Genomic DNA, 24,542 nt, shown 5'->3' on the forward strand with positions numbered 1-24,542 from the left:
GAGGCCGGGTCTAGATCTCGTCAACAGACGAGGACTCGAACCGGGCGGAGATGTTGATGCCGAGCTCTTCCGCAGCGCGGAACACCTCGTCATCCGTGTCGCGCAGGCTCACCGCGGTGCCATCGGCAGAGAGCACCTCGACGTTCAGGCAGAGCGACTGCATCTCCTTGATCAGAACCTTGAAGGACTCGGGGATGCCGGGCTCCTGGATGTTCTCGCCCTTGACGATGGCCTCGTACACCTTGACGCGGCCGAGGATGTCGTCGGACTTGATCGTGAGGAGCTCCTGCAGTGCGTAGGCGGCGCCATAGGCCTCGAGGGCCCACACCTCCATCTCACCGAATCGCTGTCCACCGAACTGCGCCTTACCACCGAGCGGCTGCTGGGTGATCATCGAGTACGGGCCCGTCGAGCGTGCGTGGATCTTGTCGTCGACAAGGTGGTGCAGCTTCAGGATGTACATGTAGCCGACCGAGACCGGGTGCGGGTACGGCTCGCCGGAGCGGCCGTCGAACAGCTGGGCCTTGCCGGTGCGGTCGATCAGACGGTCGCCATCGCGGGTGAGCGTCGTGGAGTCCAGCAGACCCTCGATCTCTTCCTCAGACGCGCCGTCGAACACGGGGGTCGCAACCTTGGTGCCGGGAGCGGCCTCATGAGCCTGCTTGGGGAGCTTCTTGGCCCAAGCCGGGCTTCCCTCAACCTTCCAGCCCTGCTTCGAGATCCAGCCGAGGTGGGTCTCCAGCACCTGGCCGAAGTTCATTCGACCGGGGATACCGAGCGGGTTCAGGATGACGTCGACGGGGGTGCCGTCGGCCAGGAACGGCATGTCCTCGACCGGAAGGATCTTGGAGATGACACCCTTGTTGCCGTGACGACCGGCGAGCTTGTCACCCTCGGTGATCTTGCGCTTCTGGGCGATGTAGACGACAACACGCTGGTTGACGCCCGAGCCGAGCTCGTCGTCCTGCTCCGAGTCGAACACCTTGACACCGATGATGGTGCCCTGCTCGCCGTGGGGAACCTTGAGGCTCGTGTCACGGACTTCGCGGCTCTTCTCGTTGAAGATCGCGCGCAGCAGGCGCTCCTCGGCGGACAGCTCGGTCTCGCCCTTGGGCGTGACCTTTCCGACGAGGATGTCGCCGGGGCGAACCTCGGCACCGATGCGGATGATGCCACGCTCGTCGAGGTCGGCCAGCAGCTCCGGGCTCACGTTCGGAAGGTCACGCGTGATCTCTTCCTTGCCGAGCTTGGTGTCGCGGGCGTCGACGTCGTACTCCTCGATGTGAATCGAGCTGAGAACGTCATCCTTCACCAGGTTCTGGCTCAGGATGATGGCGTCCTCGAAGTTGTGACCCTCCCACGGCATGAACGCGACGAGCAGGTTCTTGCCGAGGGCAAGCTCACCGTTGTCGGTCGCGGGGCCATCAGCGATGACCTCACCAACCTCAATACGCTCACCGGCAGAGACGATGACGCGGTTGTTGTAGCTGGTGCCCTGGTTGGAGCGGTCGAACTTGCGCAGGAAGTACGTCTGCGTTCCACCCTCGTCGAGCTGGATGGTGACGGCGTCGGCCGAAACCTCGGCAACGACACCGGCCTTCTCGGCGGTGACGACGTCACCGGCATCGATGGCTGCGAAGCCCTCCATACCGGTACCGACGAACGGGCTGTCGCTGCGCAGCAGCGGCACAGCCTGACGCTGCATGTTGGCACCCATGAGGGCGCGGTTCGCGTCGTCGTGCTCGAGGAACGGGATCAGCGAGGTCGCGACCGACACCATCTGGCGCGGCGAGACATCCATGTAGCCGATCTCGTCGTGAGCGAAGAGGTCAACCTCTCCACCCTTCTTGCGAGCGAGGACGCGGTCCTCGGCGAAGCGGCCGTCCGACTTCAGCAGCGCGTTGGCCTGGGCGACGATGTAGTCGTCCTCGTCCATCGCGGTGAGGTAGTCGATCTGGTCGGTCACGACACCGTCGACGACCTTGCGGTACGGGGTCTCGATGAAGCCGAAGGAGTTGATGCGCGCGAACGATGCGAGCGAACCGATCAGGCCGATGTTCGGGCCTTCCGGGGTCTCGATCGGGCACATGCGGCCGTAGTGGGACGGGTGAACGTCTCGCACCTCGACGCCGGCGCGGTCACGGGAGAGACCACCCGGGCCCAGAGCCGACAGGCGGCGCTTGTGGGTCAGACCCGCGAGCGGGTTGTTCTGGTCCATGAACTGCGACAGCTGCGACGTTCCGAAGAACTCCTTGATCGCGGCGACGACGGGGCGCACGTTGATCAGGGTCTGCGGGGTGATCGCCTCGATGTCCTGCGTGGTCATGCGCTCGCGGACGACGCGCTCCATGCGGGACAGACCGGTGCGGACCTGGTTCTGGATCAGCTCGCCGACGGCGCGGATACGACGGTTACCGAAGTTGTCGATGTCGTCGGTGTCGATGCGCAGGTCAACAGCCTTGCCCTGACGGGTGCCACGGATCGTGGACTGGCCGTCGTGCAGGGCAACGAGGTACTTGATCGTCGCGATGATGTCCTGGACGGTCAGCACCGAGTCGGTCAGCGGGGCCTCGAGGCCGAGCTTGTTGTTGATCTTGTAACGACCCACCTTGGCGAGGTCGTAGCGCTTCGGGTTGAAGTAGAAGTTGTCCAGCAGCGCACGCGCGGCCTCGGCGGCAACCTGCTCGCCCGGGCGGAGCTTGCGGTAGATGTCCTTGAGCGCCTCTTCCTTGGTGAGGATGGCGTCCTTCTCGAGGGTGAGCTCGATCGACGCGAAGCCCTTGAACTCCTCCATGATCTCTTCGGAGGTGAGTCCGAGAGCCTTGAGGAACACGGTGACGGACTGCTTGCGCTTGCGGTCGATGCGAACGCCGACCTGGTCGCGCTTGTCGATCTCGAACTCGAGCCATGCACCACGGCTGGGGATCACGCGGGCGGAGAAGATGTCCTTGTCGGAGGTCTTCTCCTGCTGGCGCTCGAAGTACACACCGGGCGAACGAACGAGCTGCGAAACGACGACGCGCTCCGAGCCGTTGATCACGAAGGTGCCCTTGGGCGTCATCAGCGGGAAGTCACCCATGAACACGGTCTGAGTCTTGATCTCACCGGTGAGGTGGTTCATGAACTCGGCGTTCACGTAGAGGGGCGCAGAGTAGGTCTTGCCCTTCTGCTTGCACTCGTCGATGGTGTACTTCTCAGGCTCGAGCTCCGGGTTGGTGAAGCTGAGCTGCATCGTTTCGCCGAGGTCCTCGATGGGCGAGATCTCCTCGAAGATCTCGTCGAGGCCGGTGTGCTCCGGCAGGTCTGTCCGGCCGGCGGCCTTAGCCTCTGCAAGACGAGCCTTCCAGGCGTCGTTGCCGACGAGCCAGTCAAAGCTCTCGGTCTGCAGAGCCAGAAGGTCGGGGACCGTCAGGGTGTCAGTGATCTTTGCGAACGAGAGACGCGATGCGGCGCGACCGTTCTTGGGTGAGTTGGTGGTTGCGTTGCGCGCAGCAGCCAAGGAAATAACCTCCGTGGACCCCGTCGGGTCGTTACGATCAGTAAGGAGAACTCCGCAGACGCTCAATGCGTGGCGCCTCGAAAACGAGGAGACACAGGGCCGACCGCAATATGAGGGCATAGAAATGTCTGGGAGCGCAAAGATCAACTATAGGCGCTCTGGCGCGCCGTGTCCAGCGAAATGTTGACCTGCTTTGGATTCTCGGGTATAACGCAGCTTCGCGCTGCGGCCGCCCCCGAGGCCCGGCGTCGGCCAGGCGGGGTGATGCCGCCCGCGCCCGCAGAAACGCCTGCTCCGCGCCAGTTTCTGCGCTCTACGCCCGCTGAAATGGCGTAGAGGGCACGAAGTGGCGCGGGCGGATGCCGGCGGCTGCGGCCTCCGCTGCGGCATCCGCTGCGGCATCCGCACGCTGCCGGGTGGAGGGGCCGGCGGGGCCGTACCCTTGAGGCATGGTCTCACGGCGCGGCAACGACGATATTCCGAGCGTGAAGCTCGCCCTCAGCGGTCTCCTGGCGGAGGTCACGCCGGACGAGTACGTGGACGGCGCGTACCAGCTCGTCGTCGACGGCACCCCGCAGTCGCACGTGAACATGGCGGACCCGAGCGAGCTGTTCTTCGAGTACATCCAGCGCATGGGCCACGCGATCGACCTGATCGGCGACCCGGGCGAGCCGATCACCGCCGTGCACCTGGGCGCGGGAGCGCTCACCATCCCCCGCTACGTCGAGGCCACCCGGCCCGGCTCGCGGCAGCAGGTGGTCGAGATCGAGAGCGACCTCGTCGACCTCGTGCGCACGGCGCTGCCGTGGTCGAAGCGGGCCCAGATCCGGGTGCGGCACGGCGACGCCCGCGAGGTGCTCGGCAAGCTGCCCGCCGGCCTCCGCGGCACCGTCGACCTCGTCGTGATCGACATCTTCTCCGGCGCGCGCACGCCGGCCCACGTCACCAGCCGCGAGTTCTACGAGCTGGCCGCCCCGCTGCTCTCGCCCCGCGGCGTGATGCTCGTCAATGTGGCCGACGGCCCCGGCTCCGCGTTCGCCAAGGCGCAGGCGGCGACGCTCCGCTCGGTGCTGCCGCACGTGATCGCGATGGCCGAGGCCCAGGTGCTGAAGGGGCGCCGCTTCGGCAACTTCGTGTTCGTGGCCGCGCCGAACCCCATCGACACGGACTGGCTGCCGCGCCTGCTCGCGGGCGGCCCGCACCCGGCCAAGGTGATCGACGGCGCCGAGCTCGACGCGTTCGCGAACGCCGGCACGATCGTGACGGACGCCACGGCGATCGCCTCCCCTCTGCCGGAGCGCACCATCTTCACGCTGAAGCGCTAGCCGACCGCCGGCAGGCCTCGCCGAAAAACAGGAGGAGAGCGGTGCGGGGCTCTGCTGCGGGCGTCGCACCCGCCTGGTCCTGTTTTTCTGCGGGCGCGCGGCCCGGCATGGACGGCGGGCGTTCGCGCGCGCAGACTGGGAGTGACCAGGAGGCGGGAGGCCAGGTGCGCGGGGACGGGCGAGCGAGAGCGCTGCTGGTCGCAGTGCTGCTCAGCGGGCTGTGCGGCGGGCTGTGCGGCGGGCTGCTGAGCGGCTGCACCGCGCCGCTGCCGCAGCCGACAGCCACGTCGACGCCGCCGGCGGCGCCGCGCCCCACGGCGAGCGCCGGCGAATCGGCGCTGCCGGTTGTGGTTCCGGTGCAGCCGATCGGCGAGCCGAGCAGCGTGGCCACGGGCCTCGACGCGCCCTGGTCGATCTTGAGGATGACGGCGGCCAGCGTCGGCGCGGAGGCGCCGCCCGTCACCACCGCCGACGGCACGGCCCTGCCGGAGGAGACGACCCTCATCAGCGAGCGCGACAGCGGGGACGTGCTCGAGCTGCTGGTGGACGGCAGCCTCCGTGTGACCGGCACCGTCGCCGACGTGGCCCCGGGCGGCGAGGGCGGCCTGCTCGGCCTCGCCGCCAGGGCCGAGGAGGCCGACGGCCCGGCTGGTTCTCCTGGCACCTGGGTGTACGCCTACTTCACGAGCGAGTCAGACAACCGCATCGTGCGGATGCCGTTGCAGGGGGCGGCCGGCTCACTCGCCCTCGGCCCGGCCGAGCTCGTGGCCAGCGGCATCCCGCGCGCCGCCAACCACGACGGCGGCCGCATCGCGTTCGGCCCGGACGGCATGCTCTACGCCACCACCGGCGATGCCGGCAACCGCGACGGCGCGCAGAACCCCGACTACCTGGGCGGCAAGATCCTGCGGATGACGCCGACGGGCGCCGTGCCGGCCGGCAACCCCTTCGGCACCCTCGTCTGGAGCCTCGGGCACCGCAACCCGCAGGGCATCGGCTGGGACTCCCGCGGGCGCCTCTGGGCCGCCGAGTTCGGCCAGAACACCTGGGACGAGCTCAACCAGGTGACCCCGGGTGGCAACTATGGCTGGCCGGTCGTCGAGGGCGCGGCCGGCGACGCCCGCTTCCTCGACCCGGTGCTGCAGTGGTCGACGGACGAGGCCAGCCCGAGCGGGCTGGCGGTCGTCGACGACACCGTGTTCATCGCGGCCCTGCGCGGCGAGCGCCTCTGGCGGTGGGCGCCGGACTCCGGCCAGCCGGCCTCGCCCTGGTTCGTCGGCGAGTTCGGGCGCCTCCGCGACGTGGCGGCCGGGCCGGATGGCACGCTCTGGTTCCTCAGCAACAACGCCGACGGGCGCGGATCGCCACGGGACGGCGACGACCACCTCTGGCAGGTGGCGCTCGAACCGGCGGGCTGAGCGTCGCCGGTTGGGTGACCGGGCGCGCGAAGTGGCGGCGTGCCGACCCGTTGCGGGTTATCGTGGAGGAGAACACCCCGCCACGCGAGAGCCTCGCGACGCACGTCTGGAAGAACCCCTGAGCATCATTCTTGGCTACGACCCCGTCACCCTGCGCGAGAAAGTCGACCTGCAGGCCGCCGACGAGCGGCTCTCCGAGATCGCGGAGCTGCGCAGCCTGAGCGCGCTGGCCGAGCGCACCTCCCTGCTCCGCCTGCTCGGCCGGCTGGACGAGGCCTTCGAGGTCGCCAACGAGGCGCTGCGCCTGACCCGCTTCACCGGCGACCGCAAGGACAACGTCACGGCCAGGCTGCGCCGGGCCCAGGTGCTGCAGTTCCAGGGCAAGCTGCCCGAGGCGGAGTCCGAGATGACGGCCGTGATCGAGGATGCCGCCACGCACGAGTGGACCCGCATCGAGGCCTTCGCCCGGCAGCACCGCGGCAAGGTGCACTTCGACGCCGGCGACCTGGCATCCGCCCTCATCGACTTCAAGGCGGCGGTGTTCCTGCGCGAGAAGCACAACGCACCGGCCGACCAGATGGAGGCCTCGTTGACCTCGGTGCTGGTCGTCGAGTCGATGCTCGCCGAGTCGATGATGCAGACGCTGCCAATCTCCGGGCGCATTGTCCGGGACAGCTAGCATTCGCCAGTACACGGCGTCGGTGCCGCGCAGTATTCTCATGCCATGGCTGATCTCGAGCGCGTGAGGCACTGGGCGAACGCCCTGATTGCCCTGCACCTGGACCCGGCCGTCTGGACGTTCGGCTTCGACAATGCCAAGAAGCGCGCTGGCCTGTGCAACTTCACCGCGAAGCACATCACCGTCTCGCGCTATCTGGCCGCCCGCTACGACGACGACGAGATCCACCAGATCCTGTTGCACGAGGTCGCCCACGCACTGGTCGGCCCGCGCGCCGGGCACGGCCCGCGGTGGGCGGCGGCGGCCAGGGAGCTCGGCTACGAGGGCGAGCGCACCCACCACGGAGAGATCGCCGACGAGCTCGCGCCCTGGCTCGGCCACTGCCCGGCCGGGCACGCCCACTACCGCTACCGCAAGCCGGTGCGCGATCTCTCCTGCGGGCTCTGCGGGCGCGGCTTCTCGATGGCGAACCTGATCGCCTGGGAGCACCGCGTGATCACTCCCGCCGCACGGCGCCTCGCGGCGGCGGGCGACGGCGCGCGCACGAGCCGCCCAGAGTAACCCGATACCGTAGTTACATGGCAGTTGCGAGCGTTGTGATCCCCACGGGGCAGTGGTTGACCCCGGATGACGGCACACGCTGGTGGTTCGATTCCGGCTCCGCCGCGCTCGATTTCGCCTATACCGGCCCCATCGTGGCCGACCCCAGCGACGACTCCGGCGCCGGTGCCGAGTTGCTGCCGGCCCTGGACGACCTGCTGCAGTGGCTCGGCGAGCGCTTCGGCTCGGTGCAGGGCACGCCCCGGCCCGGCGACCTCGACGACGCCATCGGGCTGCGCGACTCGATCGCCCGGCTGGCCGTCGCCGCCGCGGCGGGCGAGGAGCTGCCGGCATCCGACATCGACATCGTCAACCTGTTCGCGGCAACCCCCGACGTTCCGCCAGCGCTGCCCGGTGGCAGCCGCCAGGCCGGGCACGCCAGCGTGCGGGTGCCGCAGGCGCTCTCGACGCTCGCCCGCGAGGCCGTGCGCCTGTTCGGGCCGGAGGCCGGCGGGCGCATCCACGCCTGCTCGGCCGATGACTGCTCGATCATCTACCTGGACACGTCGCGGGCGGGCAGCCGGCGCTGGTGCTCGATGCAGCGCTGCGGCAACCGGGCCAAGGTGCGCAAGCACCGGGCGAAGGCCGCGGCTCAGGCCGAGTAGGGCTCTACCGCTGGGCTCAGCTCAGTTGGCCGAGCACGTCCTCGAGGTCTCGGGCGGCGGCGCGCACCGCCAGTGCGATCGACGCACGGTTGTCCTCCGACAGGCGATAGCCGGGGGCGACCACCGTCACGGCCCCGACGAGCCTGTCCCTGACGTGGATGGCCGCGGCGCTCGCCCAGACCCCCTGGTCGACCTCGCCGGCGCTCTCGGCATACCCCGTCGTGCCGATCGCATCGAGGTCCTTCTCGAGTGCAGCACGCGCCGGCTTCGACAGTGCCGGGCCCACGCGTTGGAAGTACTGGGCCAGCTTCGCCGGAGAGAGCTCGCTGAGCAGGATCTTGGCTGCGGCCCCGCTGTGCAGGGGCATCAAGTTGCCCGGTTGGAATGAGATCGAGATCGGGTGGTCCGAGTCGGCGATCGCGAGGCACACGGCCGAATCGTTGACCCGCCGGAGGTAGAGCGACGTCTCCCCCGTCTCCTCGGCCAGACGGTTGAGGATCGGCTGGACCTTCGTGCGGTAATCGAAGGACGCCTCTGCGGCGCGGGCCAGCCGCAACACCTGTGGAGAGAGCACGAATCGCCCTTTGTCCCGCTCTTCGATGAGATCCATCTCCCGCAGCAGCGAGATATAGCGGTAGGCGCTCGGCACGGAGATGTCGTGGTCCTCGAGGAGGTTCTCGACGGTCAGCTCTGGCGTGTTCTCGCTGAATTGGAGGAGAATCTGGAGCGCCCGGCGGGCGCTGTCGACTCCTTTGGTGCGCTGCGGCTGCGCGTTCACGGCGTCTCCGTCTACTGGCGATCCGGCGCGCCGGCTCTCTGGGGGCTGATTAAGGCTCATATGCACTTCCTGTCTACACTATGCGTGCGCCCTGGGCATCGTGAAGTCAATTCAATTCCGCTGTGTGCTGAGCACGGCGAGCGCCTGCTCCAGACCGGCACCGACGTCGAGCTGCATGCCGAGATCCACCAGGGTCCGCCCCAGCGCCGCCAGCCCGACGATCGAGTAGAGCCCGCCCGCCGTCGGACCCATGTGCGACAGGCGCACAAGGTTCCCCGCGCCCTGGCCATGCGAGAGCATCACACCGTACACCTCCCTGGCGTGGTCTCGCACCCGCACGTTGTCGATGTCGTCCGGGAGCCGGATGGATGTGACGCAGGCCGACGCGAACGTCTCGCTCTTCGCCCAAAGCGTCAGGCCCATCGCCGTCGCGCCCGCGCGCGTCACCGCCGCGGCATCCTCGTGCCTGGCGACGACCGCGTCGACGCCCTCTTCGAGCGCCTGGTCGAGAGCCGACTCAAGTCCGTTGATGTCGCTCACGGACGGCGTGTAGGGGAAGCGGCGCCCGCCCAGCCACTTCTCCTTCCAGTCGATCAGCGACAGGTAGGAGTCGCGCGGAGCCGCCGGGTTCGCGTACATCGCGTCCCAGGCCCTCTGGCTCACAGAGATGAGGGCGACCCCGGGAGGGCCCCCGAGGCACTTCTGCGCTCCGGCGACGCACAGGTCCAGTCCCCACTCATCGGTTTCCCACGGCATGCCGAGCACCCCGGACACGGTGTCGACGTAGCTCAGGATCCCGCGGTCCCGGCAGAGCGGGCCAATCGCAGCGACATCGGTGACTGTTCCGGACGGCGTCTCGGATGCCACGAGGCAGACCATCTGGATCTCCGGGTGCAGATCAAGATAGGCCTCGACCTGGGCGGGCGAGACCGCGTCGTCGTAGCCGACCTCGATCTCGTGCAGCACCGCGCCGAAGTCCGTGATCCAGTAGCCAGTGCCCTTGCCGAAAACGCCCTGCACGAGGTTGAGCACGTGCATTCCCGGCGTGATGAGCGAGCGCAGGGCGCCCTCCAGCCCCACGATGGCCTCGCCCTGCATGAGGACGATATCGTTCGTGGTTCTGAACACCTGGGCGACCTTGCCCTGGGTGCGCTCGAATGCCGTCAGGAACTCGGGGTCGTAGTGGTAGAGGATCGGCTTGCCGAGTGCGGCCAGCGTGCGCGCGGTGACCGTGACGGGTCCGGCCGAGAGGGTGAAATCAGGTGATGCCATGATGTGGTTCCTTATCTGAAGAGGTCGGGGTCAGCGTGCGCCGCGGGTGTAGGACGTGCCCAGGGCGGGCGGGACGACCGAGGTCCGCGCGAACACGATCAGTGTGAGGATGACGACGATGAACGGGATCATCTTGATGACGTCGGCCGAGACGTTGTACCCGAGCACCTGCAGCGCCGGCCCGATGGCCACGGTGAGCCCGTAGACCACGGAGGTGATCGCCACCAGGATGATTCGACCGCGGGAGAGCATCGTGATGACGATGGCGATGAACCCGAGGCCGTTCGTGATGAACGGCGTGAACGTGGATGTGGTGATCAACGCGAGGTAGGCGCCACCCAATCCGACGAACGCACCACTCAGGAGCACGGCGTGTGAGCGGATCTTCACCACACTGCCGCCCGCGGCATCCAACGAGGAGGGCTTCTGCCCGGCGGCCCGGATGGAGAGGCCCCAGTTGGTCCGGGAGAGGAAGAACCCCGCCGCGATCACGAAGATGACCGCAACCCAGAACAACGCCGACTGCTGGAAGAGCGCCGGGCCGATCACGGGGATATCGGCGAGGAAGGGGATCTTGAACTCCGGCGGGGCCCCGAGGCTCGTGACCGACTTGGCGTTGTTCTGCAGGTAGAGCACGCTCGTGATGCCCTCGCCGATCAACGTCACGGCCAGGCCGACGACGATCTGGTTGAGCCCGAGCCACACATTGAGGACCAGCATCGCGAGGTTGCCGACCACCCCGCCCACGGCGCCGGCGAGCATGCCGAGCCAGAAATTGCCTGTCGTGAGTGTGACGATGAACCCGGTGTATGCACCGATGAGCATCACGCCCTCGATACCGAGGTTCAGCACGCCGGCCTGTTCACCGATGTTCTCCCCGACGGCGGCGAGCATGAGGGGCATCGCCTGTGCGATGACGGTAGCGATGAAGACGGTGACGAACGCCGCCGACAGCAGGTCACTCATGATTCCTTCCTTGCAGCGCCGGTCTGGAACGGCCGCGCCAGCGTGCGCCGCAGTCCAGGGGGCAGATAGCTCTGGCCGAGACGGCGCCGTTCGCCGACGTACTCGGTGATGGTCATGAAGATGAGGATGAGGCCCACAATGACGAGCAGGAAGTCGACGTTCAGCCCCGCCTGCTGTGCGGCAAGGGTCCCGCCCGTGGCGAGCACCGCGTAGAAGCCGACCAGAGGAATGGCCGCGATCGGGCTGAGGCGCGCCAGGAAGACAAACGGCATGACCGCGTCTCCGTAGTGCGGGTTCCAGTTGGCGCGCTGGTAGCTGTACTGCCCCAGCACATCGACCGCGCCGGCGAACGCGATGAGGCCGCTGGAGAGCGCGAACAACAGGATGACCATCCACGTTGAGTTGATGCCGACGTGTCGCGCGGCCTTCGGGCTTGCCCCGAAGATGTCCATCCGCAGCCCGAAAGAGGTGCGGCTGAAGACGAACTGCGCGACAACCGCGAGCACGAGCGCGATGATCAGGCCGACATGGATGCTGGTGCCTGGGATGTAGGCGAGCAGATTCTCGTCACCGATGACCGCTGTTTGAGGCTGGGGAGTCGTCGTGTCCTTGAACGGACCCTTGATGAGAAGGTTGGCGACGCCGATGCCGATGAAGGACATGACCAGCGAGGTGATGATCTCATTCGTGCCGTATCGCGCTTTGAGGATCGACGGGACGAGCGACCAGATCGCACCGACCAGGAGCGAGCCGAGGAAGATCACGATGGTCGCCAGCCAGACCGGCATGGCGTCGAAGAGGTAGGGCCCGAATCCGGATGCCACCACCGCACCGAGCAGATACTGGCCGTTGTAGCCGAGGTTCCACAGCTGCCCTCGGAAGGCCACAATGAGGCCGACCGCGACGATGAGGAGAGGAGCCATCAGCACCAGACTCCGCTGCCAGTTGGAGCCGGTGACACCGTACGTCCAGACGCCCGCAAAGAAGTCGAGGGGGTTGCTGCCCATGGCCAGGATGATCAGGCCGGCCACAACAAGTGCCAGGACGACCGGAAGCACCGACCTGACTACCTCGTCGAGGGCCTTTCGGCCTCTCTGGTGTTCAGCGCCCATCAGTGAACCCCCTCGATTGCTCCGGTCATGTATTGGCCGACCTTCTCTGCTGTCCCGGGTCCGTCGTTGGCGACGCTGCCCACGATGCGACCGCTGGAGACGATCTCGATTCGGTGTGAAAGCTCGACGAGCTCATCCAGGTCGGTGGACAGCAGGAGCACCGACCCGCCCTTCGCAGCGAAATCGATGAGGATCTCGCGAACAAGATGCACGGTCTTGAGGTCGAGTCCATACGTCGGTTTGTTCACGACGACCAACTGCGCGCCGTTCGTGAGTTCGCGCGCCAACAAGATCTTCTGGATGTTGCCGCCAGACAGCGTGCCCGCACGGGTCGCCGGTGACGGCGTTCGGATCTCGTACTTTGCTATCTGGGCGGCCGCCTCGGCGTCCACCGCCTTGCGCTGGATCTGGCCGAAGCGCCAGAAGGGCCGTTGCCCGATGCGCTTGACCACAAGGTTCAGGGCGACAGACATCGAGCCGATGGTGCCCTCGTGCAGGCGGTCGTCCGTCACATAGCGAATGCCGAGCTGTTGGCGTCTGCGCACGCCCAGCCGCGTCACGTCTTCGCCATCGAAGTTCACCCGTCCGGCGTGCGCGGTTCGCTGGCCCGCGACAACCTCAGCCAACGCCCCCTGACCGTGTCCATCGATTCCGGCGATTCCGAGGATCTCGCCCTCGTGCAGCTCGAGGGTGACGTCGCTGACTTCGACGTCGCGGCTGTTGCCACGACTGGAGACCCCGGCGAGTGACAAGCGCACCGCCCGGCGGTCCAGATCGATCGCCTGGATCTCCCTCGTCGCGGCGGTGGCACCCGCGAGCTCGGCGGCATCGGCGCCCACCGTGGCGATGTCCTCGCCGAACATCGCGCTGAGGATGGCATCCTGTGCTTGCTGCTCATCGTAGGAGGCGAGCTCCTCGACCGAGATGTGGCCGACGTTGCGCCCGCCGCGAAGTACGGTGACACAGTCGCCCATCGAATACGCCTCGCGCAGCTTGTGGGTGATGAAGACAACGGCGAGCCCTTGGCGCTTCACACGGTCCACGCTTTCGGCAAGGTGCTCGATTGCCTGCGGGGTGAGCATCGACGTCGGTTCGTCCAGGATGAGCAGGCGGCTGCCCTTCCAGATGGCCTTCGCGATCTCCACCTGCTGCTGCTGCCCGAGCCCGAGGTCGGAGGCGAGCACGTTTGGGTCGATCTGGGCTCCGAGAAGCTCCGCGAGCTCATCGAGACGCTCGACGGCACGCTTCTTCTCGAGCATCAGCCCGGACTCGCCGAGCATGAGGTTCTCCAGCACGGTGAAGGCGGGCACCAGGGTGGAGTGCTGGTGCACAACTCCGATGCCATAGTCGACGGCGACCTTCGGCGAGTTGATCGCCGCCGGCACTCCATTGATGGCGATCGTGCCTGAGTCGGGCTGTTGCATGCCGGCGAGGATGCTGATGAGCGTCGATTTACCGGCGCCGTTCTCTCCGAGCAGGCAATGGACCTGCCCGCTCACGATGTCGAGAGAGATGTGGTCGTTGGCAACGACCCCGGGAAAAGCCTTGGTGATCCCTCTGAGGGAGATCACGTCCGGCGCAATCGGTGTAGTCAAAGAATTCTCCTGGCAGGAAGGCGATGGAGGTGGAGCTGTCGGCGGTCACGTCGTGACCGCCGACAGCTCGCCTGGTGGCGGCGCAGCTGCGGCTGTGGGGCTCAGGCGCCCTTCGCAGCGACGACTGCCTTGACCTCGTCGGCCGATTCGGCCGGCGTCGGCACAATCGAGCCATCGATGATTCCCGCCTTGGCGGCGTCGATGGCGGCGAGGATCTCCGCGGTCAGGTTGTCGGTCTGCTGCAGCGTCAAGCCCTCGTTGCCGACGGTCAGCTCGTAGCCGGCTGAGCCGAAGGTGCCGGCTTCGACGTCCTTGATCGCCTGCACGTAGGTGGGTCCGTAGTTCCAGAGCACCGAGGTGAGGAGCACGCTCGGGTCGTTGAGCCCCGAGGTGACATCTCCGATGTCGGCGATGTACTTCACGCCAGGGGCAGCCTCGACGGCCTGCAGGTATCCGTGCGTCGCACCGTCTCCCATACCGAAGATGACGTCTGCACCTGCAGCGATGAGCTGCTCGGTGGCGGTCTTGCCGCCGGCGGCGTCGGCGTACTCGGCCGGGCCGACGGAGGTGTAGAGCACCTGGATCGACGGGTCGACGCTGTACACGCCCTCGGCGAACCCTGCCGACATCTTGAACCAGTTGATGTCGTCTGCAGACACCACGATGCCGATCGTGTTGCTCGTCGTCGTCATCGCGGCGGCGATGCCCGCGAGGTAGCCGCCCTCCTGCGCATGGGTCTTGGTGACGGCGATCTGTCCGGGGATGTTCTCGCCCGCATCCTGGATGAGAATCGGCGTCTGCTTCGCCCGTGCCACGCTTGTGCCGGCAACGCCGTAGCCGGATGCGTGGGCAACCACGAATTGTGCGCCGCTGTCGATCACCTGGCCGAGGACGGTCTCGGCATTGTCCCAACCGGCATCCGGCACCAGGGTCACGTCGATGCCGAGCTCTGCGGCGGCCGCCTCCGCCCCGACCAGTCCGGCCTGGTTCCAACCGAAGTCGGATTCGTTCTCTGGGGCGACGAGGGCGAACGCGGTGACAGTGGTGCCCGCCGTCGAGCTCGGTTCGGCGGCGGGGGTGTCGCCGCCGCGGCCTCCTGCACAGCCTGCGAGGCTGAGGGCGAGTGCGCCGGCGGTCGCCACGATGGCGAAACGGGTAGCCGTGCGGCTTCCGGCGGCAGTGCTGAGTGTAAACATTGATGAAGTCCTCTCCAGTAGGGTGCCCCATGTCCGTTGTGTTTTGAGGTGCTGTCTTCTCACAATGTGCGGGGTAGGCGCTACAGTATGAGAAGAATGATGGCCGCGTCAACGATGACGCAAAGGTTTTACTCCCCCGAAACACATGCCTCAGATGATGTGAGGGTAAGGAGGTTCCCATGAACCGGTACCACGCACTCCTCCCGCTCGCCGCCGCAGCCGCGCTCGCGCTCGTCGGCTGCTCCAGCCCGCCGCCGCTCTCCGCGCAGGACTCCGCGGCCCTCGAAACCTTGGCCGCCGTGGCAGGCCCCACGTCGAACGTGAGTGCGCACCGCATCAGCTCGACCGAGTGCTGGCTGCCCTCTACGCACGCCATCGAGGACGCGGCCGTCGACAGCAGCACACTCTGGCGCGTGATCTGCAGGGTGCACTACACAGACGAAACCGGCGAGCGCTACCAGGACGCGACCTGCATCGGCGACTTCGCGCTGGAGCCCATGCTCGATCACTGCTATCGCTGGGCCCACTATGACTTCGCGCCCGCCTTCGAGGACTTCCCCGCTGTGACCGCGAGCTGAGCGAAGCGGCGCCGGAGGGGGCCAGTGTTTCCCGCACATTAATTACTCGGGAAGCTCTTGACACCACCAAATCCATTCTCATAACGTAAGCACTCATTAACGCATTATGAGAATTGAAGCGGAAGTGAGGTCACGATGCCCGATCCCAAGGTCTACCTGCTTGACGGTGGAACGCTCGTCATCGACGAGTCAGATGTGCATTGGCACATCAATGCCGGGAACCCTGTCCGGTTCCCTGTCTACAGCGTGCTCATCGAGCATCCCGACGCCTTGATCCTCTTCGACACCGGCTTCGACCTGGACCACGTCAACAAGGTTCTTCCGTTCGAGCTTCCAGAGCAGACCCCGGAGCAGACTATCCCTGCCCAGCTCGCGAAGGCCGGCTTCACGCCTGAGGACGTCGACATCGTCGTCAACTCGCACTTCCACTTCGACCACGTGGGTGGCAACAAGTACCTCACCAACGCGAAGACCCTCGTGCACAAAGAGGAGCTGCGCCACGCCAAGGTTCCCGAGCCCTTCGAACGCCTCGGCTACTCCGACCTCTCCTTCGACCACCCGGGCGTGAACTACACCCCGGTCGCCGGCGACTTCGAGATCGTTCCGGGCGTCTGGCTCTTCGAAACGCCTGGGCACACCATCGGGCACTACTCGCTGATGGTCGAGATGGAGCAGGAGAAGAGCATGCTCTTCTGCGGCGACGCGGCATACACCCGCACCACGCTCGAGAAGGAGTGGATTGCCGGCTTCCACCTCGACCCGACTAAGTCCGTCGAGGCCATCCGCCGCCTCAACTACCTGGCGCGCACCAAGAACGCAGACCTGTACCCGTCACACGAGCTCGAGCCCTACCTGGGTTGGAAGCTCGCGCCGGAGTATTACGGCGGCAACTAGGCGTCACCAGAGGCGGCCACCCACAGTGGTCTGCCGCTCGCAGCACACCCCAGCATCCATCAGAGAGGACCACCCCACATGGCCAAGTCAGAACAGCGCGTCGCGCTCGTCACCGGAGCAGCACAGGGCATCGGCGCCGCCATTGCCGCCGAGCTCGCCGCAGAAGGCCTCAAGGTCGTCGTCGCAGACATCAACGGTGATGGCGCGCAGGCCGTGGCAGATCGCATCGGCGGCGTGGCGAAGACGCTCGATGTGAGCAGCCCCGAACAAGTGTCGACCGTCGTCGGTGAGATCGTCGACGAGCTCGGTCGCATCGACGTCCTGGTGAACAACGCCGCGCTCGTTCCGCTGACGCCCTGGGCGGAGATCAGCTTCGAGGAGTGGCGCCGCGTCATGTCGGTGAACGTCGACGGTGTCTACCTCGTCACCCACGCCGTCACCGCCGTCATGGGCGAGGCCGGCTACGGCAGGATCGTCAACATTGCATCGAACACTTTCGTTGCCGGAACACCCAACTGCGCGCACTACGTCGCCACCAAGGGCGCATCCATCGGTCTGGTGCGCGCACTTGCCGGCGAGCTCGGCCCGCTCGGGATCACCATCAACGCGGTCGCCCCCGGCATCATCGCGAGTGAAGGGGTGCTCTCGAGCGCCCACCAACACGGCTTCGACTACGTCGTGCCGATGCAGGCGATCAATCGCCGCGGAGTGCCGTCCGATGTCGCCCCCGCGGTCGCATTCCTCGCGTCTGAGAAGGCCGAGTGGATCACGGGCCAAACGCTCGTGGTCGATGCCGGACACACCCGCAACTAGATCGTGGAGCACATCGACGTCTTGATCGTCGGGGCCGGCTCAGCCGGAAGTGTCCTGGCGAATCGGCTCAGCGCCGACTCGTCTCGCCGCGTCACCGTTGTGGAGGCCGGCGAGCGAGTCACAGATCCAGAGATGCGCAGGCCAGAGCTGTGGCCCCGGATACACGGCCGATCCTACGATTGGAGCTATCGGACCACGCCGCAGCCCGGGCTCGCGGGCCGCAGCCTGGACTGGGCTCGGGGCAGGGGCCCCGGCGGCTCCAGCCTCGTGCACGCCATGGCCCATATGCGTGGCTGCCGCGCCGACTTCGACCGCTGGGTCGCGGCGACCGGCGACGAGCGCTGGTCCTGGGACTCCCTGCTTCCCTTCTTCATCAGATCGGAGACGTTCTCCGGCGGTGCAGATGCCGTGCACGGAGACGCCGGGCCGCTTCCGGTGATGCTCCCCGGCGACGACGTGTCGAGCCCGTTGGTGCAGGACTATCTCGCCGCCTGGCAAGCGCTCGGCGTACCCGGCATCTCGGACCACAACGGTGGCGAGATGCTGGGCGCGACCCGGAACTCGCTCACCATTCGAGGCGGGGAGCGGGTCACTGTGTCCGATGTATACCTCGACCCCGTGCTCGGGCGCCCGAACCTCACCCTGCTCACCGGCGCGACGGTGCACCGCCTGCTGATTGTTGATGGCCAGGTCATCGGCGCCCAGATCGAGCGAGACGGAGCAGAGGAGACGCTCTTGGCCGACGAGGTGATCCTGGCGGCGGGCTCGATCGGCGATCCGCTTTTGCTCATGCGCTCCGGCGTCGGCGATCCCGAGGTGCTCAGGGCGGCCGGCGTCGATGTTGTGCTCGAATCGCGCGGCGTCGGTCGGAATCTGCATGATCACCTGTTGGGCGCAGGGAATCTCTATCGTGCGCGTCGCCCTGTTCCCGCCACGAAACTGCAACTCTCCGAATCGATGACATACCTCTCGCTCGCCGGCCTCGGCGAGACCCGGGGGGCGGCAGACATCGTTGTGGGTTGCGTCGTGGGCCTGAGCGCCTCGGAGTCGTTCGTCGGCTCTGCAGCGGACCAGCTGGACGTCGGCGAGGGATACACCTTGCTCTTCGGCGTCACCAATCCCAGCAGCCGCGGCTCTCTCAGAATCAGCGGCCCCCATGTGTCGGACGAGCCCGTCATCGATCCGAACTACCTCGACACGGAGCACGACCGTGAGATGTTCAGAGCGGCGCTCGAGCACGCACGCCTCGTCGGGTCATCCGATGGCCTGTCGATGTGGCGTGACGAGGAGATCCTGCCCAACTCGTCGGTGACGACAGATGAGGATCTCGCCGACTTCATCGCCCGAGCGGCGATAACGCACCATCACCCGGTCGGCACGCTCAGCATGGGCGCCGCCGAAGACGCTCCCGTGACGCCGGAATTGCGCTTCCGAGGCCTGCGGGGTCTGCATGTCGTCGATGCCTCCGTCATCCCGTCCATCACGGCCGGGCCGGTGCACGCCGCTGTGCTTGCGATTGCGGAGTCTTTCGCGGACTCGTTCACCAGATAGGCAGAACGCCGGCTCACCCGTGGACGGGCGAGCCGGCGTTCTGTGCTGCCTGCTAGACGTCGGCGCCCAGGAAGAGACGCTGCGCCGTGCGGTGCATGACGTCCTCGAGGGCGTCGCCCTCGAGACCGCTGAGCTGCACCTTGAGCTGTTCCACCTTCGGCTCGTGCCAGGGGCCGTCGGAGCCGTACATCACCCGGTCGGAGCCGACCTTCTGCACCGCCTCGAAGATCTTCACGCTCATCGGCATGCCGCTGGTCTCGAGCCAGACGTTGGGGTGGCGCTCGGCCACCTTGATCGAGGCGTCGATGTAGATGATGTTGCCGTGGCCCATGTGCCCGAGGATGATCTTCGCGTCCTCGTAGCGGGAGATGAGCTCCTCAATGCTCCAGGGTAGGGAGAAGATCGGGTGCCCGCAGTGGATCAGGGCGGGCAGGTCGCGCTCGATCAACAGTTCGATGATCGGCCACACCATGGGATCGTCGGGGTGGAAGCCGTCCATCAGAGGGTGCAGCTTGACGCCCCGGAACTTCGGGTCGTCAAGGAAGTCCCGCAACTCGGGCAGCGGGTCGCCGAGCTTCGGGTTCGCCCAGTACAGGCCGTACGCGCCGGGGATCTCCTGGATCACCCGCTGCACCATCGCGTTGTCCTGGTGGAAGATCATCGCGTTGTCGATGTTGTTGTCGACGAGGTACCCGGCCAGGCTGTCCTCGTCGAGGTTCACGCCGAAGGTCGGGAAGGCCCCGACATGCATGTGTGCGTCGGTGATGGGCATGCGCTGCCTCCTAGTCGCGGGAGAAGTGGGCGACGAAGCGCGCCTGCTCGATGATCGACTCGCCGTGCTGCGCGAGGAACTCCTCCCGGTTGGGGGCTCCTTCGACGGGCGTTCCCAGTGCGTACAGGGTGAAGTAGTAGTGGTGCTGGCCGTGGCCGAAGGGCGGCTGCGGGCCGGAGTATGACGCCTCGCCCAGGCCGTTCGGGCCCATGCGCACGCCGGGCGCCCCGAGGTCGAGGGTCGTGGCGTCGGCCGGGATGCCGTAGACCACCCAGTGGGTGAAGCCATGCGTGAGCGGGGCGTCCGGGTCGTTGAGGATGAGGGCGAACTCGACGGTGCCCTCTGGCGCGCCCTCGATGGCGATGGCGGGAACGAGGTTCTCCTCGTCTGCGGTGAACTGGGGCGGGATGCGCTCGAGGCTGCCGAAGTCGGGGCTGGAGACGGCAAGTTTGTCGATGAAGAGGGGCATGGCTAGTCCTTTCGGATACGGGCGCCGAGCACGCGGTCGAGCTCGGCGGTGACAAGGTCAGGGAATTCTTCTGGAATGTAGTGGTCGGCTCCGTCGACGACGACCCAGCGGTCGCCGGGACGGTCGGTGATCGCGGCGTCCCAGGCCGCCTCGCTGACGATGCGGCTCTCCGCACCGCGGAGGTGCACCATCGGCGCCCGCACGGAGCGGAACGCGTCGTCCCACGGGGTGCGGAAGCCGTCGATCAGCTGGCGCATGGCCTCGGGATCCGCGTGGGGCACCAGCGTGCCGTCGGCCTGCGCGGCGTACCCCCAGCGCGCGCGGCGCTCGACGGCTCCGGGCAGGATCGCGGTGTAGCGGGCGCGCAGGTAGGCCTCGACCTCGGCGGTGGAGCGGAACGAGCGGAACCCGCCCGCCACTCGCACCTCGAGCTCGTCGAGCACCTCGGGTTCCACGTAGGGCGTGTAGTCGACGACGACGACACCCGTCACGCGGTCCGGGTGGAGCGCGCCAACGAGCCAGGCGTTGCGGCCGCCCAGGGAGTGCCCGGCCACAACCGCCTGCCCGATGCCGAGCGCATCCAGCACGGTCACGACGTCACCGGCGAAGTCACGGCCGGTGTACCCGGTCGACGGTTTGTCGCTCCGCCCGTGCCCGCGCTGGTCGATGGCGATCACCGTCGCGTGGTCCTCCAGTCCGTCGCCGATCTGCTCCCACACCGCATGGTTCGCCGAGGTTCCGTGCAGGAGCACGACCGCCGGCCCGGAACCACGAACCCGGAAGGCGATGTCAACATCAGCCCCCCGGGTGCGCAGCAGGCCGTCGCCGATCTCTTCGATCCCGACAGCGAGGGTCATTACACGTTCGGGATGGAGGAGAGCGTCTTGCGCGCCGCGATGAGACCCGTGATGATCTCCTTGCGCTTCGCGTCGACGTCGCCCTCGCCGTACTCGTACATGCCGCCACCCGACTTGAAGCCGAGCTGGCCCGCAGCGATCTTGTCTTTGATGAACTGCGGGGTGTCGGTGCTCACGTCGAGTTCCTTGTTCAGGTAGCTCGAGACAGCCTGATAGATGTCCAGGCCGGCCATGTCGAGCAGACGCGTCGGCCCGACCACGGAGAGCTTGTACCCAATGCCCCACTTCACGCAGGCGTCGAGACCCTCCGGCGTGACGATTCCCTCCTCGAGCAGTGCCATGCACTCGCGGAGGATCGCGTAGAGGACGCGGTTCTCGACGAATCCGGGGATCTCCTTCTCGACAACGGGGGTGTAGTTGAAGGCCTTCACGATCTCGACCAGCTTGTCGACGAGCGCGAGGTCGGTTGCCTGACCGGGGATGATCTCGATCATCGGGATGAGGTGCGGCGGGTTCGACCAGTGCATCCCGATCAGCCGTCCGGGGTGAGACATGCTCTCTGCCATCGTCGTGATCGGGATGCCGGAGGTGTTCGTGGCGATGATCACGTCGTCACCGACGCGCGCCTCGATGTCGGCGAACACCTTCTGCTTCAGCTCGAGCTTCTCTGGCACGGCCTCGATGATGAGCCCGGTGCCCGCGAGGGCCTCATCGAGATCCGTGCCGAAGCTGACCGATCCGCCGGGAACCGTTGGAGATCCGACGGCCTCGAGCACACCGGTGACGATGCCGTAGGCGGATTCGGCACGCGCGATCGCCTCATCGGAGATGTCGTAGAGCCGCACGGTCGCGCCGGCCCTGGCCAGGGTCGCTGCGATACCCGGGCCCATGGTGCCTGATCCGATAACGGTGGCGATGGTGGGAAGACTTGTCATCTGTTTACTCTTTCTCGCGTTGTGTGAATCAGATTGCGGGCGGGAGGCCGATGGGCGAGATGCCGATGCCGAATGCGGCCTCGACGCGTTCAAGCCGTCGGTTGAAGTAGGTCCAGAAGTTGTGCTGGGCCTTGGCGGGATAGATGCGATCGAACTTCTCCCTGGTTTCCTCCTGATCGGGCTCGATCGGGGTGAAGCCGGAAGACTTGAGGTCGACCTGGAAGCGGGCTGCCTTCTCCAGGAAGATGCCGGTGAGCGTCACCTCCGCGACTGTGCTGCCGACGAACGCCACGCCATGGTTGGCGAGGAGGACGGCCTGCGCGCTGCCGAGCGTCTTCGCAGCGGCAACGCCCAGCGGCACGGTGGTGATGATGTGGCTGGTCTCCGCGAACCGCGGCACGCCGTCGTACGCGAACCAGACCCCGTGGTTGTTGTAGGGCTTCAGGGTCTCCTCCGAAGCGCCGAGAACGGTGGCGAAGTGCGAGTGCGAGTGACCGACGAAGTTCACGTCGGGGCGCGCCTTCAGGATCTCGGCGTGCAGCGGCCACTCCAGGTGGCGCAGTCCTGTTCCCTCCAACACGTTTCCGTCGAAGTCGATGAGAATGAAATCGTCACCCTCGACCTCGCTCAGCGCCAGGTTGCCGCGCTTCAGCCAGAGGCCGCGCCCGAAGGGGTCGCGGAAGGACAGATGCCCCATCGACATGTCGCCGTGGCCCTCCAACTCCAGAATCCGGTGCGCGCGCGCCACATCGGCCAGGATGCTGGCGATGGACTGGTCCTCGTAGTACTGCGTGTGCGAATAGGTCACTCTGGCTCCTTCGGTGTTCGTGGAATCGGTGCTGCTAGCGGGCGAGGACGTCGGCGACGGTGATCCCGCCGACGCGGGCGTTCAGGCGGCCACCGGTGGCCACCGCGGCGATGATGACGATCTCGTCCGGCCGCGGGGCATCCGGCAGGGTGATCGTCATCGCGTCGTAGTGCGAGCGCACGTAGACCTCGTGCTTGTACGCCAGCGGGATGTCGATCGAGGTGCCGGCGGCCCCTGACTTCGTCACGGACGAGATCCAGGCGTCGCCACCGCCGATGGCGTCGCGGAACGCGTTGCCGAACACCGTCGTCACGCAGGCCACGACGTGCTCCTGCTCGCCGTTCAGGCCGGCGATGCCACCCTTGCCATAGCTCTCGGCGGCGCGTCCGCCCAGGAGTGCGAGGGCACGGCCGCCGAGCTCTGTTCCGAGGCTGGGGCTCGGGTCGATGAGGGGGGACAGATCCTCGACCCACTGACCCGCGAACGGGTTCTGCAGAACGACCGCGACGGCGGCCTTGATGAGGGGCTGGGCGGGCGCCGGGCCGAGCTCATGCGTCGATTCCTGCACGAAGGAGTGCCAGGCGCGGACCTTGTAGAAGTGATCGATAGTCATAGTTATGCCTTCACCGTGTGTCGATTGGGATCAGTGGGGTTGTAAAGCGCGGTTTCGATGCTGTCGCCGACGAACTGATTGCCCTGGGACATGGCCCGGGTGTCAGCGTACTGTTGCGAGCGATCCTGCACCCGGTCCGTAAACGGACGCTCCAGCCGCTCCCATTCCTTGAGTGCCTCTGGCATCTCGGCGGCGCCGGCTGCGGTGGCCGCGACGGCCAGCGTCCACGCGTTCTGCATCGCTGCGCCGGCGCCCTGGGCGAGCGCAGGGCACATTGCGTGTGCCGCGTCACCGATCAGGGCGACCTTTCCGTCGGTCCAGGACTCCAGCCGCGTGGTCTGGTAGCCGTAGTACTTGCCCGGGGTCTTGGCCGCATCTGCCAACACGGGGGCGAGCTGGGGGAAGACGGCGGTCCAAAGGTCGAGGTCGATCGGCACCCGGGATCCATCGGCATCCGCCGCAGGCGACATCAATGCGATGTAGAGCTCGTCTTCGTTGGCCGGGGTGTAGAGCACCCGCAACACCCGCGGATCAAGGTTCCAGAAGTCGATGACGTTGTCCCACTCGGTGTCCGGTTCGAGCGCCTGAAGCTCTGCCTTGCGGCGGGGCACCAGGAAACGCGTGATTCCGTCGCGCGAACGCTCGCGCTTGAGCGGAATCTCCAGCGAGTCCCGCACGGCCGACCCCACACCGTCGGCGCCGATGATGAGATCAGCCTCGGCCGTGTCGCCGTTCGTGAAGCTGATCTTCCCATCCGGCGTTGCGCCTGCGACCTCGGAGCCAGCCAATACCTGCACGCCCGCCTCCCGCGCGGCGCAGAGCAGCGTCTCGAAGAGGTGGGAGCGCGTCATCGTGCGCCAGCTGATTCCGTCGAGTGTCTCCTGCGACTGGATCACGTTGTTCATCCGGGTCTCGTACGCCGGCGGCGTCATGGAGCGGGACATGAGGTCGTGCGTGGCGCCGAGCTTGTCGATCACCTGCAGGCTGTTGTTCCAGACGACGATTCCCGCGCCCTCGGTTCGCAGCTCGGGAGCACGCTCGTGCACTCGAACACTCCAGCCCATCCGAGCCAGCGCTGTGGCGGCGGTGAGCCCTGCGAATCCCCCGCCCGATATCTCGGCGTGGCGTTGGTGTTCGGCCATGTTTTGTTCCCCTCGCTTGGTGGCTCGCGACGAACCAATTGCTTCACAAATTCTTATATTCTGAG

24 protein-coding genes are annotated in these 24,542 nt (G+C 66.8%); 9 read left to right on the forward strand and 15 right to left on the reverse strand.

Annotation, left to right across the window (positions count from 1 at the left end; all coding sequences use genetic code 11):
* Window positions 1-10: 10 nt before the first annotated feature.
* Entirely contained in the window at window positions 11-3,499 is a 3,489-nt protein-coding gene (gene rpoB, locus GY24_RS02915) for a DNA-directed RNA polymerase subunit beta (protein WP_083363023.1), read from the reverse strand.
* Between the two features lie 313 nt (window positions 3,500-3,812).
* A complete protein-coding gene (locus tag GY24_RS17590; protein WP_161498669.1) occupies window positions 3,813-3,950 on the reverse strand; it encodes a hypothetical protein in 138 nt (45 codons plus the stop codon).
* Here GY24_RS17590 and GY24_RS02920 point away from each other — a divergent pair.
* The 5 genes from GY24_RS02920 to GY24_RS02940 all read left to right on the forward strand — a co-directional run bounded on the left by GY24_RS02920 (window position 3,949) and on the right by GY24_RS02940 (window position 8,126).
* The gene (locus GY24_RS02920; RefSeq protein WP_104474279.1) at window positions 3,949-4,824 is read left to right on the forward strand and encodes a spermidine synthase; all 876 of its coding nucleotides are present in this window, start codon (window positions 3,949-3,951) and stop codon (window positions 4,822-4,824) included. The genes GY24_RS17590 and GY24_RS02920 overlap by 2 nt on opposite strands.
* A gap of 164 nt (window positions 4,825-4,988) precedes the next feature.
* Window positions 4,989-6,242, forward strand: coding sequence for a PQQ-dependent sugar dehydrogenase (locus GY24_RS02925; protein ID WP_233279159.1), 1,254 nt, complete (start codon window positions 4,989-4,991; stop codon window positions 6,240-6,242).
* A 31-nt stretch (window positions 6,243-6,273) separates the two neighbouring features.
* On the forward strand, window positions 6,274-6,921 hold the full coding sequence (locus GY24_RS02930; RefSeq protein ID WP_231919350.1) for a tetratricopeptide repeat protein: 648 nt from the start codon (window positions 6,274-6,276) through the stop codon (window positions 6,919-6,921).
* A gap of 45 nt (window positions 6,922-6,966) precedes the next feature.
* Window positions 6,967-7,482 (forward strand): SprT-like domain-containing protein, encoded by a 516-nt coding sequence (locus GY24_RS02935; RefSeq protein ID WP_104474281.1) that lies wholly within the window; start codon window positions 6,967-6,969, stop codon window positions 7,480-7,482.
* 17 nt (window positions 7,483-7,499) lie between these two features.
* A complete protein-coding gene (locus tag GY24_RS02940) occupies window positions 7,500-8,126 on the forward strand; it encodes a CGNR zinc finger domain-containing protein (RefSeq protein WP_233279160.1) in 627 nt (208 codons plus the stop codon).
* Window positions 8,127-8,142: 16 nt separating this feature from the next.
* Here the strand turns inward: GY24_RS02940 and GY24_RS02945 are convergent, their stop codons facing one another.
* The 6 genes from GY24_RS02945 to GY24_RS02970 form a co-directional block, all read right to left on the reverse strand.
* Window positions 8,143-8,904 (reverse strand): IclR family transcriptional regulator, encoded by a 762-nt coding sequence (locus GY24_RS02945; RefSeq protein WP_161498670.1) that lies wholly within the window; start codon window positions 8,902-8,904, stop codon window positions 8,143-8,145.
* A gap of 111 nt (window positions 8,905-9,015) precedes the next feature.
* Window positions 9,016-10,176, reverse strand: a complete 1,161-nt coding sequence (locus GY24_RS02950) for a pyridoxal-phosphate-dependent aminotransferase family protein (RefSeq protein WP_104474283.1) — start codon at window positions 10,174-10,176, stop codon at window positions 9,016-9,018.
* Between the two features lie 30 nt (window positions 10,177-10,206).
* Window positions 10,207-11,142: an ABC transporter permease gene (locus GY24_RS02955; RefSeq protein WP_104474284.1), complete on the reverse strand. Its 936-nt coding sequence runs from the start codon at window positions 11,140-11,142 to the stop codon at window positions 10,207-10,209.
* Window positions 11,139-12,254: a putative B6 ABC transporter permease subunit 2 gene (locus GY24_RS02960; protein WP_104474285.1), complete on the reverse strand. Its 1,116-nt coding sequence runs from the start codon at window positions 12,252-12,254 to the stop codon at window positions 11,139-11,141. The genes GY24_RS02955 and GY24_RS02960 overlap by 4 nt, the downstream gene beginning before the upstream one ends.
* Entirely contained in the window at window positions 12,254-13,849 is a 1,596-nt protein-coding gene (locus GY24_RS02965; protein ID WP_104474286.1) for a putative B6 ABC transporter ATP-binding protein, read from the reverse strand. The genes GY24_RS02960 and GY24_RS02965 overlap by 1 nt, the downstream gene beginning before the upstream one ends.
* Before the next feature lie 101 nt (window positions 13,850-13,950).
* Entirely contained in the window at window positions 13,951-15,045 is a 1,095-nt protein-coding gene (locus tag GY24_RS02970; protein WP_104474287.1) for a putative B6 ABC transporter substrate-binding protein, read from the reverse strand.
* A gap of 179 nt (window positions 15,046-15,224) precedes the next feature.
* Between GY24_RS02970 and GY24_RS02975 the strand changes: the two genes are divergently transcribed.
* The 4 genes from GY24_RS02975 to GY24_RS02990 all read left to right on the forward strand — a co-directional run bounded on the left by GY24_RS02975 (window position 15,225) and on the right by GY24_RS02990 (window position 18,881).
* Entirely contained in the window at window positions 15,225-15,623 is a 399-nt protein-coding gene (locus tag GY24_RS02975; RefSeq protein WP_104474288.1) for a hypothetical protein, read from the forward strand.
* 135 nt (window positions 15,624-15,758) lie between these two features.
* Window positions 15,759-16,517, forward strand: a complete 759-nt coding sequence (gene pldA, locus GY24_RS02980) for a 4-pyridoxolactonase (RefSeq protein ID WP_104474289.1) — start codon at window positions 15,759-15,761, stop codon at window positions 16,515-16,517.
* A 78-nt stretch (window positions 16,518-16,595) separates the two neighbouring features.
* Complete coding sequence (pldH, locus tag GY24_RS02985; protein WP_104474290.1) at window positions 16,596-17,330, forward strand: pyridoxal 4-dehydrogenase, SDR-type; 735 nt, start codon at window positions 16,596-16,598, stop codon at window positions 17,328-17,330.
* A 3-nt stretch (window positions 17,331-17,333) separates the two neighbouring features.
* Window positions 17,334-18,881, forward strand: a complete 1,548-nt coding sequence (locus GY24_RS02990) for a GMC family oxidoreductase (RefSeq protein WP_202972901.1) — start codon at window positions 17,334-17,336, stop codon at window positions 18,879-18,881.
* Window positions 18,882-18,933: 52 nt separating this feature from the next.
* Here the strand turns inward: GY24_RS02990 and GY24_RS02995 are convergent, their stop codons facing one another.
* The 7 genes from GY24_RS02995 to GY24_RS03025 are packed head-to-tail and all read right to left on the reverse strand — an operon-like array spanning window position 18,934 to window position 24,477.
* Entirely contained in the window at window positions 18,934-19,653 is a 720-nt protein-coding gene (locus GY24_RS02995) for an amidohydrolase family protein (protein WP_104474292.1), read from the reverse strand.
* Window positions 19,654-19,663: 10 nt separating this feature from the next.
* Window positions 19,664-20,122: a YbhB/YbcL family Raf kinase inhibitor-like protein gene (locus GY24_RS03000; protein ID WP_104474293.1), complete on the reverse strand. Its 459-nt coding sequence runs from the start codon at window positions 20,120-20,122 to the stop codon at window positions 19,664-19,666.
* 2 nt (window positions 20,123-20,124) lie between these two features.
* Window positions 20,125-20,979, reverse strand: coding sequence for an alpha/beta fold hydrolase (locus GY24_RS03005; protein ID WP_104474294.1), 855 nt, complete (start codon window positions 20,977-20,979; stop codon window positions 20,125-20,127).
* The gene (locus GY24_RS03010) at window positions 20,979-21,914 is read right to left on the reverse strand and encodes a 3-hydroxyacyl-CoA dehydrogenase NAD-binding domain-containing protein (protein WP_104474295.1); all 936 of its coding nucleotides are present in this window, start codon (window positions 21,912-21,914) and stop codon (window positions 20,979-20,981) included. Before GY24_RS03010 ends, GY24_RS03005 begins: the two co-directional genes overlap by 1 nt.
* A 28-nt stretch (window positions 21,915-21,942) precedes the next feature.
* Window positions 21,943-22,722 carry a class II aldolase/adducin family protein gene (locus tag GY24_RS03015; RefSeq protein WP_104474296.1) on the reverse strand — a complete coding sequence of 260 codons (780 nt, stop codon included), beginning with the start codon at window positions 22,720-22,722 and terminating at the stop codon, window positions 21,943-21,945.
* 34 nt (window positions 22,723-22,756) lie between these two features.
* Window positions 22,757-23,335: an amino acid synthesis family protein gene (locus tag GY24_RS03020; RefSeq protein WP_104474297.1), complete on the reverse strand. Its 579-nt coding sequence runs from the start codon at window positions 23,333-23,335 to the stop codon at window positions 22,757-22,759.
* A 2-nt stretch (window positions 23,336-23,337) separates the two neighbouring features.
* Entirely contained in the window at window positions 23,338-24,477 is a 1,140-nt protein-coding gene (locus GY24_RS03025) for an FAD-dependent oxidoreductase (RefSeq protein ID WP_202972902.1), read from the reverse strand.
* Window positions 24,478-24,542 lie beyond the last annotated feature (65 nt).

This window comes from Microterricola pindariensis, from assembly GCF_002936985.1.
Classification (GTDB): domain Bacteria; phylum Actinomycetota; class Actinomycetes; order Actinomycetales; family Microbacteriaceae; genus Microterricola; species Microterricola pindariensis.

Excerpts from the sequence above, each read along its gene's own strand:
- pldH (WP_104474290.1), top strand. The coding sequence starts at position 16,596 with ATGGCCAAGTCAGAACAGCGCGTCGCGCTCGTCACCGGAGCAGCACAG.
- GY24_RS02950 (WP_104474283.1), bottom strand. The coding sequence starts at position 10,176 with ATGGCATCACCTGATTTCACCCTCTCGGCCGGACCCGTCACGGTCACC.
- GY24_RS02955 (WP_104474284.1), bottom strand. The coding sequence starts at position 11,142 with ATGAGTGACCTGCTGTCGGCGGCGTTCGTCACCGTCTTCATCGCTACC.
- GY24_RS03005 (WP_104474294.1), bottom strand. The coding sequence starts at position 20,979 with ATGACCCTCGCTGTCGGGATCGAAGAGATCGGCGACGGCCTGCTGCGC.
- GY24_RS03025 (WP_202972902.1), bottom strand. The coding sequence starts at position 24,477 with ATGGCCGAACACCAACGCCACGCCGAGATATCGGGCGGGGGATTCGCA.
- GY24_RS02960 (WP_104474285.1), bottom strand. The coding sequence starts at position 12,254 with ATGGGCGCTGAACACCAGAGAGGCCGAAAGGCCCTCGACGAGGTAGTC.
- GY24_RS02995 (WP_104474292.1), bottom strand. The coding sequence starts at position 19,653 with ATGCCCATCACCGACGCACACATGCATGTCGGGGCCTTCCCGACCTTC.
- GY24_RS03010 (WP_104474295.1), bottom strand. The coding sequence starts at position 21,914 with ATGACAAGTCTTCCCACCATCGCCACCGTTATCGGATCAGGCACCATG.
- GY24_RS17590 (WP_161498669.1), bottom strand. The coding sequence starts at position 3,950 with ATGCCTCAAGGGTACGGCCCCGCCGGCCCCTCCACCCGGCAGCGTGCG.
- GY24_RS03000 (WP_104474293.1), bottom strand. The coding sequence starts at position 20,122 with ATGCCCCTCTTCATCGACAAACTTGCCGTCTCCAGCCCCGACTTCGGC.
- GY24_RS02975 (WP_104474288.1), top strand. The coding sequence starts at position 15,225 with ATGAACCGGTACCACGCACTCCTCCCGCTCGCCGCCGCAGCCGCGCTC.
- GY24_RS02940 (WP_233279160.1), top strand. The coding sequence starts at position 7,500 with ATGGCAGTTGCGAGCGTTGTGATCCCCACGGGGCAGTGGTTGACCCCG.
- GY24_RS02970 (WP_104474287.1), bottom strand. The coding sequence starts at position 15,045 with ATGTTTACACTCAGCACTGCCGCCGGAAGCCGCACGGCTACCCGTTTC.
- GY24_RS02920 (WP_104474279.1), top strand. The coding sequence starts at position 3,949 with ATGGTCTCACGGCGCGGCAACGACGATATTCCGAGCGTGAAGCTCGCC.
- pldA (WP_104474289.1), top strand. The coding sequence starts at position 15,759 with ATGCCCGATCCCAAGGTCTACCTGCTTGACGGTGGAACGCTCGTCATC.
- GY24_RS03020 (WP_104474297.1), bottom strand. The coding sequence starts at position 23,335 with ATGACTATCGATCACTTCTACAAGGTCCGCGCCTGGCACTCCTTCGTG.
- GY24_RS02935 (WP_104474281.1), top strand. The coding sequence starts at position 6,967 with ATGGCTGATCTCGAGCGCGTGAGGCACTGGGCGAACGCCCTGATTGCC.